This window comes from Frankia torreyi (assembly GCF_000948395.1).
GTDB lineage: Bacteria > Actinomycetota > Actinomycetes > Frankiales > Frankiaceae > Frankia > Frankia torreyi.
Map to the genome: position 1 here is coordinate 250552 of NZ_JYFN01000001.1, position 16451 is coordinate 267002.

Sequence of the window (16451 nt, forward strand, 5' to 3'; positions counted from 1 at the left end):
CTAGTGTCGGTGTCCTGATCCTCGGTGGCTGCTGTCCATCGACGCTCGTCGGCCCGGTGCGCGGCGGCACACTCGGTGCCGTCTGTCCGGCCGAGAGGATGGCGAGCATGGCTGCCAGGGGATCCGCCGTCGCATGCCGGCTACGCCCGCTGGCGGGATTCGCCGTGGCGACAGCCGGTGCGCAGAACTTCCTCGGCGCTCGATGGGTGCCTGCGCTGCTGGCCGTGACTCCGGCTGGGCGGCGCCCGGCGGTCGCGCTGCGCCTGCTGGCCTGGAGCCCGCACTACTTCCAGCCCGGCGAGCATGACCGTCACGCGGTGGCCGAGCGCATCCGGCACACCCGGCAGGTGCTTGCCGACGAGGTGCTCGGCCGTTACCTGCATGCGGACGACGATGTCCTCGACGTCGGCTGCGGCCCCGGCTACCTGGCCGCGGCCGTGGCGCCGCGGGTCCACTCGGTGACCGCGGTCGACGTCTCCCGTGGCGCGCTCGCCTGCGCGCGGGTGTTGAACCCGGCCCCTAACCTGGACTACCTCACCGTCGACGAGTTCATCCGCGGTGGCCGTGACGTCGACGTCGTCTACTCCGTCGCGGTCGTGCAGCACCTCACCGACGAGGTGTTCGCGCACGCACTGCGTGGCTGGCACGCCGCGCTGCGCCCCGGCGGCCGGCTGCTCGCGCACGTGGTCGTCGACGACCCCCGCTGGCAGACCGAGGCGCAGTGGCGCGCCGAGCGCGAGCTGGCGGGCCGGCTGAAGCGCCGGTTCGCGCTGAACTGCTTCGGCCGCAGCGCCGACCAGGTGCGCCGACTCGTGACGGCGGCCGGATTCGGCGAGCTGGATCTCGTGGCGGTGGCCTCGTTCGTCGATGTCGACGACGACGTCGCCGGTCAGCATCTGCTGGTCGCCCGGCGCCTTGACGTGGCCGCGGCGTCCGTGGCGACGCCGTCGCGCGGGCTCACGGTGCCGGTCCAGGCGACGCCCGTCGAGCCGTTCGATCTGGAGCCGTTCGATCTGGAGCCCATCGGTCCGGCGCCGGCGAACACCGACCCGACCCGTTGAGCGACCCGACCCGACCCGCTGAGCGAGCTGCGTCTGCTGAGCGGCCTGGATCCGCCGCGGCGGACGCGGTCGCGCCCGATCACCCGGAGCTCGGGCAGCCGGCGGTCCCGCAGGTAGAAATCGGACTCGTGCAGCAGGCGTTTCGCGCCGCCGATGCGGGTGTCGGCGCAGTCGGCCATGATCTTCGTCATGCTCCCGAGTGCGAGGGTGCGCCGGCGCGGGTCCTGCCGTGCGGGGCGTCCGCCGGCTGGTGGGGAAGCTCGGCCCCGCCGAGGTCGGCGGGGGGACGCCCGGTCAGGGCGGTGAACACGAGCCGGACGTAGTCGTCCGGCCGGGTGGCTGCCGCCGCCCATTCGGCGGCGCGCCGCCCGATGCGGGCGAGGCGCGCCCGGTCGGCGAGCATGGCGCGCAGCACGTCGGCGAGGGCCTCGGCGGACTCGTCGACGGGCGTGGAGCCGGTGACACCGTCCTGGTAGGCGTCGTGGCTGCCGCCGGAGGCCGGGCCGACCACGGCGCACCCGGCGAGCTGGGCCTCCAACAGCACGATGCCGTAGCCCTCGCCGCTGGCCGCCGGCCCGCGCGGTCGGGTGCGGGTGCACAGGGCGAACAGGTCGGCGGTGGCGTAGAACCGGGCGAGGTCCTCGTCAGTCGGAGACTCGTACAGCTCGGTGTCGGGATCCGCGGACACCAGCTCGTGCAGCGCGCCCGGAGCCGGGCCCTGGCCGGCCAGCACCAGCCGGACCGGGCCCAGGGTCTGCCGGACGGAGCGTACCGCCTCCATCAGCACCGCAGCGCCCTTGCCCGCCCAGTCCGCGAGCCGGAACACGCTGAGCATGGTGGGGACCGGAGGTAGCGGCCGTCGCCGGCTCGCCTCGGCGAGCAGCATCGCCCGCCAGGCCGGGGAGATGCCGGGCGGCAGGATGGGGGCAAGGCCCACGGTGGACAGCGCCCCCGCGCTGTAGGAACTGATCGTGACCGGGTGCAGCAGGGGGTCGACCCGCAGGATCGCCCGGTCGGTGGCGCGCATGCCCCAGATGTCGGTGCCGTAGAACAGGACCGGGCCGAAACGGGCCCGGGTCAACCGCAGGGCGGCGGCGGCGACCGGGATGAGGTTGGCATGGCCGGCGACGACGCTGTCCGCGGGGCCGAAGCGCCGGGCCTGGTCGAGCGCTCGCAGGGTGAAACGGGCGCGGGCGGCGGCGGTCAGCTCGACCCCCGGTCCCAGCATGTCGATCCGTAGCAGGTCCGCCCCGCCGGCCCGCAGCGTCTCCTCGACGGTGGTGAGGTAACGCTCGATGCCGCCGCCGAGCCCGCGCGAGACGGTCAGCAGCAGCACGCGCGTGGGCTGGTCGGGTGCGGGTGCGGGGGAGAGGGCAGGAAATCGGCGAGGAAGCGGCACAGAAGGTGATGCTAATCTCTCGCCAGGTGTTCGATCCGCGTTGAGTGCCGTGTCATCGGCACCTTGGGGATTGATCCACATACTTGCAGTGGCCTTCGCGCGAGGCGGGAAGGGTGTCGGGGACCCGCTCGGGCGCGCGGCGACCGGCGTGGGGAGGGTGCTCGCGGCCGGTCCGACGCACGTATGCCCGATTCCAGCGGAGGCTCCTTTGCGGCCGACACGGGGCCGACGGTGGTCCCGGCGCGAGGTCGACGATTATGCGTCACGATGGCATTACTCTATGTAAACATCGGGCCTTGTCTCTGAGGTCGAGGACGCGTGCCGTGCCGGCGCGAAGGGAGTCGTACATGGAACTCGATCTGCGGTATCGCAATGGCGGCAATTCCGACCTGCTCGATCTGATCGACATCCGACCGGGGCGGGCGCTCGACTGCGGCTGCGGGGCGGGGGACAACGCCCGGCTGCTGCGGGCCCGGGGCTGGCGCGTCACCGGTGTGACGATCGACCCCTCGGAGCGGGCGGCCGCGGGCGTGGAGTGCGAACAGGTTGAACTTGCCGATCTCAACGACGGGCTGTCCTTCGCGCCGGACGGCAGCTACCAGCTCGTCCTGCTCTCCCACATCCTGGAACACCTGGCCGAGCCCGCGCCGCTGCTGGCCGAGGCCCGCCGGGTCGTCGATCCGGCCGGGCGCATCCTGGTGGCGCTGCCCAACGTGCTGCACTACCGGCAGCGCGCGCAGTTTCTGCTCGGGCGCTTCGAGTACACCGAAACCGGGCTCATGGACGCCACCCACCTGCGCTTCTACACGGTGGACTCGGCGCGGCGTCTGCTGGCGGACAACGGCTTGCGCCTCGTCGCCCACGCGACGACCGGCGGCCTGCCGTGGTGGCGCAGCCGCGAGGTGCTGCCGCGCGGGCTGACGCGCGGTGCCGACCACCGTGTTCTCGCCCGGTGGCCGAACATGTTCGCGTGGCAGGCACTGTTCCTCGCCACCCCCGCCCCCGCTCCCGCCGCCGGCGTCGAGCTCGGCACGCCCGAAAGCGCACCCGTGGTCGTGCCGGCGCAGAGTCCGGGGTCGTCCCGGCCGCCGGCGGTCATCGGGCGGGTCGGCGCCGAGGCCGGGGCCGGCCCACGGACACCGTCCCGGCGGCCGTGAGAGCGGGACCGGCAAGCCACGTCTGCCACCGGCGACCTGCAGTCGGTCGGCGCAGCGGGGCCGACCGTCCGGGGTGCGCGACGGTCGGGTGGCGCGGGGGACGTACGGTCCGGGGCTATCGCCGTGCCGTCCAGTGGGCCGCGCGCGGCTCGTCGGCCCTCGGGTCGCCGGGGGGCGGCAGGGGGCCGAGGCCGTCGATCAGGCCGTGGCGGACCAGCGCTGTCGTCTCGAGTCCCCGCCCGCGCGCCACGTCCAGCACCACACTGCGGGGTAGGACAACGGCCGCGGTGACGGCGGCGACCAGCGTCGTGCGCAGCCGCCAGCCGCGGATGCGGGTGAACCACAGCCGGTTGCGCACGATGTAGTAGGCGTTGCCGCGGTGGGGGATCATGGTGCTGCCGGTATGCCAGGCCCGGTGCGGGCTGAGCACGACGCTCCACCCGGCCTCCCGGACCCGGTAGCAGAAGTCGACGTCCTCGAAGCCGAGGAAGTACCGGCCGTCGAACGGGACCCGTCGCAGGCATTCGGCCTTGATGAACATCACCGCGCCGGTGACCCAGTCCGCCTCGCAGGGCCGGTCGTCGGGGGGGCGCCGGGCCCGTGGTGCGACGAGGACCGGACTCAGCCGCGCCGAGCCGGACTGCAGGCCGTCCCCGTTGATGAGGGTGGGGGCGACGACCCCGATGTTGGTGCCGGTCAGCAGGTCCAGACACGCCCGGATCGTCGCCTCGTCGATCCGGATGTCGTTGTTGACCAGCAGGTAGGCGCCCGCCGCCGGATAGTCCCGGACGGCGAGCTGGAAACCGCCGCCGAAGCCGAGGTTGCGCGGCGGCAGGATCCACGCCACGGAGGTCGCCAGCTCCGCCGGCCGGGTCGAACCGTCGTTGGCCACGATGGTGACCTGGGCGATCGACGGGCTTGCGTCCAGGCGTTCCGCGAGTTCGACCGTGGGCTGGTGCGGGCCCCAGTGGACGATGACCGCCACGGTCTTCATCGGGCCCCCTGCCTCGGTCGAGCGGAGCGTGAGTCCTGGCGGCCGCGCGACGATGCCACCGACTGGATGCAGAGAGTAGCATAATCGTGTCACGGTGTAATGCAAGGTGGAGGTGTAGGCCCGCTGCGGCGGAGGTGTGGCGCCCGATCGATCTCCCGAATAGATTGCTAGAAGTAGTTGAACGATGCCTTAGGGTGATGGTGTGGCTGGAGCATCCTCGGTCCCGGCGGCCGAAGACGAGCAGGGAACCGCGTCGAGCGGTCCGGCGACGGGCGGGATACCCGGACCCGGTCGGCCGGCCGTTCCGGCGGCCGACGCGCCCACGGTGCTCGTCGAGGACCCGGCGTCCGGCGGCGAGAGCGCTCCCGCCGCCGGGTGGCGGCGGATGCTCGCCGGCCGGCTGGCCCGTGGGTTCGGCGAGCTACTGATCACTGCCGGGATCGTCGTCGCGTTGTTCCTCGCCTACCAGCTGTGGGTCACCGACCTGTTCGCCGGGCGGACCCAGGATCGCCTGCACCACCAGCTTGACCAGGCCTGGCGACGGCCACCGGCACCGCGGGCGCCCGCCGGCGATCGGGTGCGGCCGGCTCCGCCGCCGCCGGTCGATCTCGGCGACGGTCTGGCGATCCTGCGGGTGCCGCGATTCGGTCGGGACTATTCTCCGGTCGTCGTGGAGGGGGTCGCCGCCGCCGACCTGCGGCGCGGACCAGGCCATATTCCGGGTACGGCCATGCCCGGTCAGCTCGGCAACTTCGTCGTTTCGGGGCATCGGACGACGTATGGAAAACCGTTTAGTCGTCTCGATGAATTGAAGGTTGGCGATCCCCTTGTCGTCGAGGTCCGGGACCGTTACTACACCTACCGGGTCACCGGCTCCGAGGTCGTGACGCCGAACCGGGTGGATGTCACCTATCCGGTCCCCAAGCGACCGGGAGTGGCGCCGGCCAAGGACCTGATCACCCTGACCACCTGTCATCCGAAGTTCTCGGCGAGCCATCGACTGATCGTGTACGGCGAGCTGGTCGACACCACCGTGAAGTCCGCCGGGGTGCCCCCGGCGCTCAGGGGAGAGTGAGCGATGTACGCGTGGTTCTACCGTCACCTGCCCGGTCCGCCCCGGCTCCGGTTGACCCTGGCAGTCATTGCGGTGCTTGCCATCGTGGCCTTGCTGATGTTCGTGGTCTTCCCTGCGGTGGAGACGGTGTTGCCGAACGGTCGAGTCACACTGGGTGACTGATGGGCGTCGACTCGACGGCGGCGGGCCGCCGGCCCCCGCTCGTCCGTCGCCGGACCAGCGGATTAGTCGAAATGGCGACGGCCTGGTCCCATCGGGTAACGGAGTGGAATTCGGCAACGCCTTCCCGGGCATTAGGACCCGATGGTTGCGGGAGCGGGCCGGGGGCACCGGACGGCTGAGCCGATGCCACCGGAAAGTCGGGCATCGGATACCCTGCGAACTGGGCGGCGTTACGCTCGGATAGCGCGGAGATCGGCGTGGGCGTGGGGCCGGATGGGCCGGTGGAGGTGGCGGCGAGTGGGTCAGCCACAGCCGGTCCGGAGAGCGGCGCAAGGGCATTGCGGGATCGGCTTCGGGGGAATTCAATGAAATGGCCGGATCGGATACGGCGTGGTTCGGTGCTCCGCCTCGGCGGCGTGGCGTGGAGACCGGGCGGTCGCGGATCGTCACGCCGCCCGCCCGGCCGGGGCGGCCGCGGCGTCGCCCGCCCGGCGGTGGCCGTCCTCGCCGTGCTGATCGTGCTGGCGCTCGTGGTCGGATTCGTGCGCCCGCCGGCCTTATCCGGCGCCGGGGGTCGCGTCGGCGCGGCCGCGATCTCCCTCGCCGCGTTCGCCGCGGTCCTCGTCCCCGCGGTCCTCGTCCCCGCGGTGCGGTCCGGCAGGGGACGCGCCCGCGGCGGCACCGGAGGGGGCTACTGGCGGGGGCGGCGGCGCTGGGCCGGAGACGAGCTGACCGGGCTCGCCGACCGCCGGCACTTCCTCGACGCGGTCGGCCGCAGCCTGGGCGGCGGCCACCGGGCGCGCGCCGTGACGCCGGTCGCGGTCCTGCTCCTCGACCTCGACCGGATGCGCGACGTCAACGGTGCCCTCGGCCACGAGCAGGGCGACCGGCTGATCGTCACCGTGGGCCGGCGGCTGCTCGCTGCCCTGCCCGGCTCGACCCCGCTCGCGCGGGTCGACGGCGACGCCTTCGCGGTGCTGCTGCGCGGCGGCGGGGTCGAGAGCGCCGAGCGGCTCGCGGCCGTCCTGCGGGAGGCGCTCGAACTGCCGGTCCTGCTCGCCGGCACCCCGGTCCGGCCCGACGCGAGCATCGGGATCGCCTGCTCCCCCGAGCATGGCCGGACGGCGCTGGAGCTGTTCCGCCACGCCGAGGAGGCGATGCACGCCGCGAAGCGGTCCCGGTGCGGGCAGGCGGTCTACATCCGGGCGCATCCCCCGATCAACCGGGCGCGCCTGCTGCTGCGGGCCGAGGTTCGCCAGGCGCTGGACCGCGGCCAGCTCGAACTGAGCTACCAGCCGAAGGCCGACCTGCGCAGCGGCCGGATCAGCGGGGTCGAGGCGCTCGTGCGCTGGCGCCATCCGGTCGACGGGGTGCGGCCGCCCGACGTGTTCCTTGCCGAGCTCGACCGGGCGGGGCTGATGCCGAAACTCACCATGCACGTCCTCGACCAGGCGCTGGCCGCCTGCGCGGGCTGGCACGCCGGGGGGGCACCGCTGACGGTCTCGGTCAACGTGCCGGCGTCGGTCATCGTCGACCGCGCCTTCGTCGGCGTGGTCCGCGCGGCGCTCGGCCGCCACCGGCTCCCGCCGTCGGCGCTGGTCGTCGAGGTCACCGAGGACAGCCTCATCGAGGCCCGGGAGGCGGCCCGCCGCACGCTGGCGGGTCTGCGCAGCCTGGGCGTGCGGGTCAGCCTGGACGACTACGGCACCGGCTTCTGCTCGCTGACCTACCTGCGCGAACTGCCGGCGGACGAGGTGAAGCTGGACCGTACGTTCCTGCGTGATCTCGACCGTGACCCCGCGGCGGTCGAGATCGTGCGCTCCACGGTCTCGCTCGCCCATGCGCTGCGGCTGCGCATCGTCGCCGAGGGGGTGGAGACCCAACGGTCCTGGCAGGCACTGGCCGACTGGCAGTGCGACGAGGTGCAGGGCTTCTTCGTCGCCGGGCCGATGACGGGCGACCGGGTCGTCGGGTGGCTGCGTGAGTGGGCCGCCCGGCTCGCCGTCCCCGCCGACGCCGGGACGTCGGCGGGCGCCGCCCTGGTCGGCGCCGGCAGGGTGCCGGGGGGTGCCGCTGTGGCCATCCCGGCGCTGTCGGCACCGCCGTCGGCCGGCGCGGGCACGCCGCGGCCGGGCCAGTGGCCGGCCGGCCTGCGCGGCACCCCGGCGCCCGCCACGGCCTGGCGGGCGACCGGCTACCGGGTGCAGACCGACCTCGCGGCCTCCTGAGTTCAGGAACCCGACCCCTGCCGGGTCGCCGCCGCGTCCAGCCGCAGCGTCAGCTCGGCGACCGCCCTGATCTCCCGCGCGTCGTCGCCCGGCGCCCCCGCGACGAGCCGCTCGCAGATCCCGCGATACATCGCCGGGTAGCTGTCGAGCCGGTTGACCCGGCGACGGCGCAGGATCCGGGAGCCGGCCTCGGCGGTGTAGCGGGCGCCGTCGACGATGGTCGCCGTCACCCCGTTGGCGCGCAGCTCGGTGTGCTCGCGCAGGCCGTAGCGGCTGCCGCCGGCGCTGGTCAGCACGAGTGCGAGGATCGCGTCGTTCACGAGCTCGACGTACACGGTGAAGGTGCCTGTGCGGGCGGAGGTGACCGTGGCACGGCGCACCGGCGCGAAGTCGTTGAGCCACAGGAAGTGGTCGATCCAGTGGCAGCCGTTGCTCACCAGCCGGGTGCGCGAGGCCGGCCAGCGGTACCAGTGCCGAGCGGGCAGCGGCTCCTCGTACACCACCGCGCTGTAGACCATCGGCTCGCGGGCCTCGCCGAGGCGGAGATCCTCACGTAGCCAGGCGTTGATCGGCGAGTGGCGGCGCTGGAAGCAGGCGAACAGGCGCCCGCCGCCGTCGATGAGCTTCGCCAGCTCCTCGAGGTCCTCCTCGGTGGTGACCACGGGTTTCTCGACGACGGCCGCCGAGCCGCGGCGCAGCGCCGCGCGGGCCAGCGGTGCGTGGGTGTGGTGGTAGCCGGCGATCAGCAGGACGTCCGCCTGGTCGTCGTCGGCCGGCAGCGGCGAGGTGTCCCACGACCACCGGTCGGTGCGCCGGACGCCGATCTGCACGGGATCGAGCTCATGCACCCGGATGAGGTCGAGGTGCTCGCCGATGTGCGGGACGATCTGGGTCTTGGCGTAGTGGCCGAGCCCGAACAGGGCCGCGGTGGGCCGGCCGGCACCGGGCGCCGGGCGCCGCCGCGTGCTGGACGCGATCGGGCTGGCGCCGGTGAGCAGCCGGTCGTCCGGCCTGGCCCCGCGCCACTCGACCGCGAGCCACGCCACGAGTCGGTCGACGGCCGCCGGGTCCAGCGCGATCCCCGCCATCGGCGACCAGCCGACCAGCGCGTCGTCGACCGCCGGCGGCGGGCTCGCCGGTCGGGCCCGGTGGACGATCGTGGCCCGGCCCGGCCGGGCACCGGGCCCGGCCGGCCGGGGGACGCCTGCCGGGTGGACCGGGCGGATCAGGTCGCGGTGCAGGACGACTCGCTCCATGCACGCCGGGTGACAGGGCGCGACGAAGGCCACGGGCGAGCCGGCCGCCGGGACGCCCGCCGAGGGCTCCTCCGCCGGGGGCTCGCCCGCCGGGGACGGGCCCGGTTCGACCGTGCCCAGCCCGACCCCCACGTACCGCCGGTTGCGGTCGCGTTCCCGCAGCCGGCTGGCGGTCTTGCGGGCCACCGCCCGAGCCCCGAACTCGCGGGTGTAGGCGGCCAACGCCCGGGAGCCGCCCGACCGCACGAAGAACTGGTCGTCCACCGGGACCAGGGTGATCCAGACGGACGGGCGGATGCGTGCCTGCCCGGCCGTCGGGGTCTCGTCGAGGAAGCCGTCGGCCCAGCGCTGCGCGATGAGAACCCTCATCCCGTCGCCGTCGCCGTCGCCGTCGCCGTCGCCCATCCGGCCGGCTGGGCGTGGCAGGCGCCAGCGAGCAACGCCAGTGGACCCGACAGCGCCTCGTCGATCATCCGGGCGCAGGTCTCGAACTCGTCCCGACCGCCCTCGAGCGGATCGGCCAGGTCGTCGATCGACGCCGGCACGATGCGGCCCGAGGCACGGACCCGCCAGGCGGCCGCGGTCAGGTACTCCCCGGCCAGCCGCGGCTCACCCGGTGGGAGGTCCGCGGGGCGCACCCCGGAGGTCAACCGGCCGAACTCGCGCACGGTGAAGGTCCGGCGCAGGGCGCGCGGCGCGAGGGCGACCACCGCCGAGCGGTGCCGCCGGGTCGCGCACAGGACCAGGTCACTGGCGCCGATCAGCTCCGCGGTCAGCGGCCGGGCGCGGAACGCCCCGGGGTCCACATCCCGCGCGCGCAGCAGCGCCGCGGCATGGGGGTGCATCGGCGCGGCCGGCTCCGCGCACACCCCGGCGCTGTGGAACACGGGCGCCGCGCCGGGCGTCGCGCGGAACCGGACTGCGGCGAGGTGCTCGGCCAGCGGCGAGCGGCAGAGATTGCCAGTGCAGACCATCAGCACCGTCCATGGCCGACGCTGCTCGCCCGCCCCACCCGCCCCACCCGCTCCGCCAGCCTCACCGGGTCCGATCGGCCGGGTGGCGGGGCGGGGCCAGCCGGTGGTGCTCATGCCGGACGGGGCGCGTTGCCCCGGCGCCAGTACACGCCCGTCCAGTCGACCTGGATGATCGGCTCGGACACGCCGTGGGCGGCCCGGTAGTCCTCCACGGCCGCCCGGCAACCGGGAACCGCCCCGTAGTCGTCGATGATGCAGTAGCCGCCGGGGGACAGCTTCGGATACAGCGCGCCGAGCGCGTCGATGGTGCTCTCGTACATGTCACCGTCCAGGCGCAGCACCGCCAGGCGTTCGATCGGCGCGCCGGGCAGCGTGTCGCGGAACCATCCCGGCAGGAAGCGGACCTGGTCGTCGAGCAGGCCGTAGCGGCGGAAGTTCTCCCGTACCTGGTCGATGGAGACGGCGAGGGCGGAGTGCTCGTGGTGGCGGTCGCCGGTGTCGGCCGCGTAGCGCGGGTCGGGCACCGGCAACCCGGCGAACGAGTCGGCGACCCAGACCGTGCGGTCGTCGACCCCGTAGGCCGCCAGCACCCCGCGCATCAGGATGCAGGCCCCGCCCCGCCACACCCCGGTCTCGATGAGGTCGCCGGGGACGCCGTCGCGGATCACCTGCTCGGTGCACTCCTGAAGGTTGCGCATGCGCTCGTCGCCGGTCATCGTGTGCGCGAGTCTCGGCCAGTCCCGCCCGTCGCCGCGGGCATCGGGTGAGGATCTCTTCACGATCTCCACTCCCTGACGCTCGGCGGCCAGGGCCAGGATGCGCCGGGCGCCGCCGCGCGCCTCCCACACGCTGCCGTCCCCGCCGTCCCACAGGGAGCAGGTCAGGGTGGACCGGAGGAGATCGAGGTACCGCGACGTGGTGTCGGGCAGGTCGTCGCGGGTGACGGTCGGCGTCGTGGTCATCGTCGCTCCTGGATGGGGATGGATCGCCGGTGAGGTCGGTGACGGGGGCGGTGGTGGTGCGGGGCGCGAAGCGCGGGGATCGCGGGGTGCGGGCGGCCCGCGAGATCGGTCGGGACGGTGCGGTCGGGACGGGTCACCGCGGCCGCGCCGAGCGGCGCACGGTGGCGACCGCCCGGTGGAACCCATCGATCGAGGCGTCGAGGTCGATGTCCGGCACCGCCTTCTCCGACTCCAACGCCATCGCGGCAAGCAGGTCGGGCCGGCGGCGCAGCTCGTCGAGGATGCCGGCGAGCGCGCCGACATCGCCGACGGGGTGGATCCGGGCGTTGCGGCCGGGGCGCACGTCGTCGGTCGGGCCGATCGACCCGACCCGGTCGCTGACCACCACCGGCAGGCCGCACAGCACCGCGTCCTTCACGGCCAGCGGATGCGGATCACGCTGTGCCGGATGCAGGTACAGGTCGCTGGCGGCGTACAGGCGGGGCAGTCGTTCCTGGTCGGCGAAGCCCACCACGCGCAGCGCGCCGTCGAGGCCGGCAGCCGCCGCGTCGAGGGCGGGCCGCAGCNCCCCGTCGCCCGCCATGATCACGACGAGCTCCCGGGTGTCGGGCCTGCGTGGGGCGCGGGCGACGATCCGCAGGGCGTCGGCGATGTCCAGCGGGCGTTTCCGGGAGATCATCTTGCCGACGCACAGGGCGACCACCGCGTCCGGGGCGATCCCGAGTTCGGCGCGGACGGCGGCGCGGTGGGTGGCCCGATCGGTCACCGCCTTGTGTAGTGCGGCCTGCTCGGTGGGGTAGGGCGTACGGAACATCCGCTCCCGCGGGACGCCGTAGTGGGCGAGATAGTCCTCGTTGTTGTCGCCGACGGTGAGGAACGCGTCCACCCGGCCGAGCAGCGGCGGCAGGGCGAGCCGCTTGGCGGCGCGCACGCGGGCCGCGCGGTGGCCGAGCAGCTCGCTGTCGCCCATCATCAGGGCGCCGACGCCGCGCCGGCGGGCCCAGGCGAGGGCCGCGAGCGAGCCGACGTGGCGGTAGCCGTGGACCAGCACGCAGTCGGGCCGCAGCCGGTCGAGCGCCGTCCATACCCGGCCCGCTGCCCGGGTGCTGGCCACCGGCTGGCGCCACTCCGGTCGCAGCGGCAGGTCGGCGACGAACTCGTGCCGGTAACCCGCGGTGATGTCCGGCCGCCAGCGCACCTCGGCTCCGAAGCCCCGGTCGAAGTAGCGGTCGAGGCCGGCGCGGGACAGGAACAGCACCCGCAGGTCCACCGGTCCCTCGCCGACGGCCCGGTACAGCGGCGCGAAGTGCTGGATCGGATGGGGCACGACGGCGGTGACGGCCGTCGGCCGGGAGGTGGACGTCATGGGCATGCTGCGCCTCCTCGGGGCCGCCGCTCCGAGCGGCCGGCCGGCTGTCGGGCTGTCGGGCTGTCGGCTGTCGGGCTGCCGGGAGCGCCAGTCTTCACGATGCGTGTTCGTTAATCAACACACTGTAGATATGTGTTGTGGAACCGGTCCCTCGTCCGGTCCGAACGGGCGGTCATCGCGGCCGGGATCGGCGGGTCATCCAAGTCGACCGTGACATGCTGTGCTATGAGTCATACTCTTCGTGAGCGGCCTGACCCGGCCCGATCGCCCGGCCGGGTGCGCCGAGGTCGGCTCCGCCAGAGAAGCTGGGGAAGCTGTGATGTCCATGCGTGTCGTCGTCGCCGGGGGAGCGGGCTTCCTCGGTAGTCATCTCTGCGAGCGACTCCTGGCCGGCGGGGCCGAGGTGATCTGCGTCGACAACTTCCTCACCGGCCGGCCGGAGAACATCGACCCGCTGCGGGCGCTGGACGCCTTCCGGATGCTGCGCCGCGACGTCACCGGGTCCGTCGACGTCGCCGGGCCGGTCGACGCGGTGGTGCATCTGGCCTCCCCGGCCTCGCCGGTGGACTACCGGGCGCTGCCGCTGGAGACGCTCGCGGTGGGCGCCTGGGGCACCCGCCGGCTGCTGGAGCTCGCGCGGCGCAAGGGGGCCCGGTTCGTGCTGGCGTCCACCTCCGAGGTGTATGGCGACCCGCAGGTGCACCCGCAGCCCGAGGGGTACTGGGGTCACGTCAACCCGGTCGGCCCGCGCAGCATGTACGACGAGGCCAAGCGCTTCGCCGAGGCACTGACCACCGCGCACCGCGCCACCCACGGCACTCGCACCGGCATCGTGCGGATCTTCAACACGTACGGCCCCCGGATGCGTGCGGATGACGGCCGGGCGGTGCCGACCTTCATCACCCAGGCCCTGCGCGGCCAGCCGGTGACCGTGGCCGGCGACGGCTCGCAGACCCGCTCGTTGTGCTACGTCGACGACCTCGTGGACGGTCTGGTCCGGATGCTCGACGCCGAGCATCCGGGGCCGCTGAACCTCGGCAACCCGAGCGAGCTGTCGATGCTGGAACTCGCCCGGCTGGTGGTGCGGCTGTGCGGCGAGGAGGTGTCGATCGTGTTCGTCCCGCGGCCCCAGGACGATCCCAGTGTGCGTCGGCCGGACGTCACCCTGGCCGGGGAGGCGCTCGACTGGCGACCCAGGGTGGACCTGGTGGACGGGCTGAGCCGGACCGTCGACTGGTTCCGCAACCGGGCGGCCGGGCCGCCGGCGGCGCTTGTACCCCGGCAGAGCGGGGCGCCGCGTTCCCGGGCGGGTGGCGGCTGAGCGGGGGTTTCCGACCGGGCGGCGACAGGTTGCCACACTCTTGGTAATCGATCTGATACAAAGAGTGAGTGACCTCTGTTGTCTCCGGGACTGCCGCAACCACCGGTCCGTGCGCGACCGGGGCGCCGCGCGCCCCGCTGCGCTGGCGCGCGGCCGGGCGGCTGGCCGCGGCGCTGCCGGACATCCGCGGGCGCGACCGGGTCACCGGCTGGGTGCGTGGCACCCCCCGCTTCACCGGACCGTTGCGCGGCCGGCTGACCAACGGAATGGTCTTCGAGCTGCCGGACTGCCGCGACGGGTCCGTCCGCGACCTGGTCGAGCTGTGCTACCGACCGCCGGCGCTGGCCGGCGTCTTCGACACCGTTCTGCGTCCGGGTGACTGCTGCTACGACGTCGGCGCCAACATCGGCGTCTACACGCTGTGGGCGGCGGGCGCGGTCGGGCCGACCGGTCAGGTGCACGCCTTCGAACCGGTGCCCGAGCCACGCGCGGTTCTCACCGCCCTGGCCGCCCGCAACGGGCTGACCCAGGTTCGCCCGACCGCCGCGGCAGTGGGCTCCACCGCCGGGACCGTCAGGCTGCGCCTGCATCCCGGTGCTTCGGGACTGACCCACCAGGTCCCCCCGGGCAGCGTGGTCTCCCCGGCAGACGCGGCCGTGCTGACGGTGCCGGCGACGACGCTCGACCGGCATGCCGCCCGCCATCGTCGTCCCGACCTGATCAAGATCGACGTGGAGGGGTTCGAGCTCGACGTGCTCCTCGGCGCCACCGAGCTGCTGCGCGCACACCGCCCCGCGGTGCTGCTGGAGATGCTGCCGAGTCATCTGACCCGCCGGGGTGACCAGGCGCGGGGCAAGCTGATCGACGTCCTCGCCAGGGCCGGCTACCGCCTGTTCAACCTGACCCGCCGAGGGCTCGCCGACGAGGGGGAGTTCACCGCGAACGTGCTCGCGCTGCATCCCGGCTGGGCCCGCTTCGACCCGGTCGTCGCGGCTCTGCACCGCACGCCGTTCCCCCGCAACCAGACGACGTGAACCCGTGACGGCACGCCGCCCGGACAGGCAGGCAGGGGCTCTGGCGGGACGGCACCGGTCCGTGGAGCGTGACCGTGGATACCTCGCCGGGGTGCGGGCCAGCGCCGCGACGAGTCTCACCGTCACCGTCGTCGGGGCGGGGATGAGCGTCCTGCTGGCCCGACTGCTCGGACCGGCCGGCCGCGGAGCCTACGCGGTGGTGACGTCCTATGCGTTGGCCGCGGCGGCGGTGGGCGAATGCGGACTGACCGCGGCGATCTGCTTCTTCGTCGCCCGCGACCCGCGGCGGGCCCCCGACGTCGTGCGTACCGGCGGGGCGCTGCTGCTGGCTCTCGGTGCGGTCGTGGGTGTCAGCGGGTTCTTCGCCGCGTCGCTGGTCCTGCCGCACGATCATGCGGCGGCCACGGCCTTCCGTGTCGTCTTCGCGGCCCAGCCGATCATCTTTGTCTCGGCCTGCTGGGTCTTCGCGCTGCAGGCGACCCGGTTGGCGATGTGGAACCTGACCCGGGCCGTCCAGCCACTGCTCCACCTCGCCGGCATCGGGGTGCTGGCAGCGACGGTCGGGCTCACCCTCGGCGCCACGGTGGCGTGCCTGCTCGTGTCGATCACCGTCCAGGCGGCGCTCGCCGCACTGCTGTGGCGTCTCGACGTCCCCGATCGCGGCCGGATCCGCCGGCGGGAGGCCCACCGACTGCTGCGCTACGGCGCCGGGGTGTTCCTCTCGACGTTGCCCTACCTGCTCAGCACCAAGCTCGACATCCTCCTCCTCGCCCTGCTCGTCGAACCCGCGAAGGTCGGCTACTACGCCGTCGCGGTGTCGATGAGCCTGGTCAGCCAGCCGATCTGCGTCGCCTTCGGCAACGTCGCCATGCCTCGGCTGGCCCGCCAGGGCGGCGCAGCCGACGCGGATCGGACGCCCACCAGTTCCCGGCGGACCGCGATGATTGCCGTCGGGGCGAGCCTGGCCTGCGGGATCGTCGTCATCGGGGCGATGAGTGCGCTGGCCCCGCTGGTCGTCCCGCTGGTCCTCGGCGCGCGGTACGCGCCGAGCGTCCACCTGCTGTGGCTGCTCGCGCCCGGCGCGGCCCTGCTCGGCTGCAACCGGGTCACCGACGACGTGCTGCGCGGCCTCGACCGGGCGCTCACCGTTGCGCGCTGCGAGGGGGTGGGCAGCGTGCTCACCGTCGTGGGTCTCGCGGTGCTGGTGCCGGTCCTCGGGATCGAGGGTGCGGCGATCGCGTCGTCCGTCGCCTACACGGCGTCGTTCCTGCTGCTGTTCCGTGCGGTGCTGCGTGCGGTCGACGTGTCGGCCCGCACGGTACCGGCGCGGGCATATGGGCTGCTCGTGGCACGGGCGGCGGGCATGCGCCGACCGATGCCGCTCGGTGGCGGAAGGTGAGATGAAGGTGACCGAACACGTTGGACGCGACGCGGCGTCATCGATGGATGCGCGGTCCGC

The 16451-nt window shown here is 73.8% G+C and carries 14 protein-coding genes and 1 pseudogene; 8 read left to right on the forward strand and 7 right to left on the reverse strand.

What is annotated here, in order from left to right; genetic code table 11:
* Positions 1-107 precede the first annotated feature (107 nt).
* A complete protein-coding gene (locus FF36_RS01100; protein ID WP_044883070.1) occupies positions 108-1061 on the forward strand; it encodes a class I SAM-dependent methyltransferase in 954 nt (317 codons plus the stop codon).
* A 187-nt stretch (positions 1062-1248) separates the two neighbouring features.
* Here the strand turns inward: FF36_RS01100 and FF36_RS01105 are convergent, their stop codons facing one another.
* Positions 1249-2460 carry a glycosyltransferase family 4 protein gene (locus FF36_RS01105; RefSeq protein WP_044883011.1) on the reverse strand — a complete coding sequence of 404 codons (1212 nt, stop codon included), beginning with the start codon at positions 2458-2460 and terminating at the stop codon, positions 1249-1251.
* A gap of 347 nt (positions 2461-2807) precedes the next feature.
* Here FF36_RS01105 and FF36_RS01110 point away from each other — a divergent pair, with 347 nt between their 5' ends.
* The gene (locus FF36_RS01110) at positions 2808-3617 is read left to right on the forward strand and encodes a class I SAM-dependent methyltransferase (RefSeq protein ID WP_044883012.1); all 810 of its coding nucleotides are present in this window, start codon (positions 2808-2810) and stop codon (positions 3615-3617) included.
* A gap of 115 nt (positions 3618-3732) precedes the next feature.
* On the opposite strand, the gene FF36_RS01115 is transcribed toward FF36_RS01110, so the two are convergent.
* Positions 3733-4611: a glycosyltransferase family protein gene (locus tag FF36_RS01115; RefSeq protein ID WP_044883013.1), complete on the reverse strand. Its 879-nt coding sequence runs from the start codon at positions 4609-4611 to the stop codon at positions 3733-3735.
* A gap of 202 nt (positions 4612-4813) precedes the next feature.
* Here FF36_RS01115 and FF36_RS01120 point away from each other — a divergent pair, with 202 nt between their 5' ends.
* The 3 genes from FF36_RS01120 to FF36_RS01125 all read left to right on the forward strand — a co-directional run bounded on the left by FF36_RS01120 (position 4814) and on the right by FF36_RS01125 (position 8076).
* A complete protein-coding gene (locus FF36_RS01120; protein ID WP_095212091.1) occupies positions 4814-5686 on the forward strand; it encodes a class E sortase in 873 nt (290 codons plus the stop codon).
* A 3-nt stretch (positions 5687-5689) separates the two neighbouring features.
* Positions 5690-5848 carry a hypothetical protein gene (locus tag FF36_RS35815; RefSeq protein WP_095212092.1) on the forward strand — a complete coding sequence of 53 codons (159 nt, stop codon included), beginning with the start codon at positions 5690-5692 and terminating at the stop codon, positions 5846-5848.
* A 398-nt stretch (positions 5849-6246) separates the two neighbouring features.
* The gene (locus FF36_RS01125) at positions 6247-8076 is read left to right on the forward strand and encodes a putative bifunctional diguanylate cyclase/phosphodiesterase (RefSeq protein ID WP_370657160.1); all 1830 of its coding nucleotides are present in this window, start codon (positions 6247-6249) and stop codon (positions 8074-8076) included.
* A 2-nt stretch (positions 8077-8078) separates the two neighbouring features.
* On the opposite strand, the gene FF36_RS01130 is transcribed toward FF36_RS01125, so the two are convergent.
* The 5 genes and pseudogenes from FF36_RS01130 to FF36_RS40300 form a co-directional block, all read right to left on the reverse strand.
* Positions 8079-9701 carry a Gfo/Idh/MocA family oxidoreductase gene (locus FF36_RS01130; protein WP_044883072.1) on the reverse strand — a complete coding sequence of 541 codons (1623 nt, stop codon included), beginning with the start codon at positions 9699-9701 and terminating at the stop codon, positions 8079-8081.
* Complete coding sequence (locus FF36_RS01135; protein ID WP_044883073.1) at positions 9698-10306, reverse strand: arsenate reductase/protein-tyrosine-phosphatase family protein; 609 nt, start codon at positions 10304-10306, stop codon at positions 9698-9700. Before FF36_RS01135 ends, FF36_RS01130 begins: the two co-directional genes overlap by 4 nt.
* A 110-nt stretch (positions 10307-10416) precedes the next feature.
* Positions 10417-11268: a TylF/MycF family methyltransferase gene (locus FF36_RS01140; protein ID WP_044883015.1), complete on the reverse strand. Its 852-nt coding sequence runs from the start codon at positions 11266-11268 to the stop codon at positions 10417-10419.
* 133 nt (positions 11269-11401) lie between these two features.
* Positions 11402-11834 (reverse strand): glycosyltransferase (locus FF36_RS36720; RefSeq protein ID WP_242422214.1); only part of this gene is annotated, 433 nt, incomplete at its 5' end.
* A 1-nt stretch (position 11835) separates the two neighbouring features.
* Positions 11836-12640: pseudogene (locus tag FF36_RS40300) on the reverse strand (glycosyltransferase); the annotation flags it as partial.
* A gap of 322 nt (positions 12641-12962) precedes the next feature.
* Here FF36_RS40300 and FF36_RS01150 point away from each other — a divergent pair.
* The 3 genes from FF36_RS01150 to FF36_RS01160 all read left to right on the forward strand — a co-directional run bounded on the left by FF36_RS01150 (position 12963) and on the right by FF36_RS01160 (position 16391).
* Positions 12963-13958, forward strand: coding sequence for a UDP-glucuronic acid decarboxylase family protein (locus tag FF36_RS01150; protein WP_044883074.1), 996 nt, complete (start codon positions 12963-12965; stop codon positions 13956-13958).
* Between the two features lie 68 nt (positions 13959-14026).
* Entirely contained in the window at positions 14027-14992 is a 966-nt protein-coding gene (locus FF36_RS01155; RefSeq protein WP_082121570.1) for an FkbM family methyltransferase, read from the forward strand.
* Positions 14993-15053: 61 nt separating this feature from the next.
* Positions 15054-16391 carry an oligosaccharide flippase family protein gene (locus FF36_RS01160; protein WP_236706236.1) on the forward strand — a complete coding sequence of 446 codons (1338 nt, stop codon included), beginning with the start codon at positions 15054-15056 and terminating at the stop codon, positions 16389-16391.
* Positions 16392-16451 lie beyond the last annotated feature (60 nt).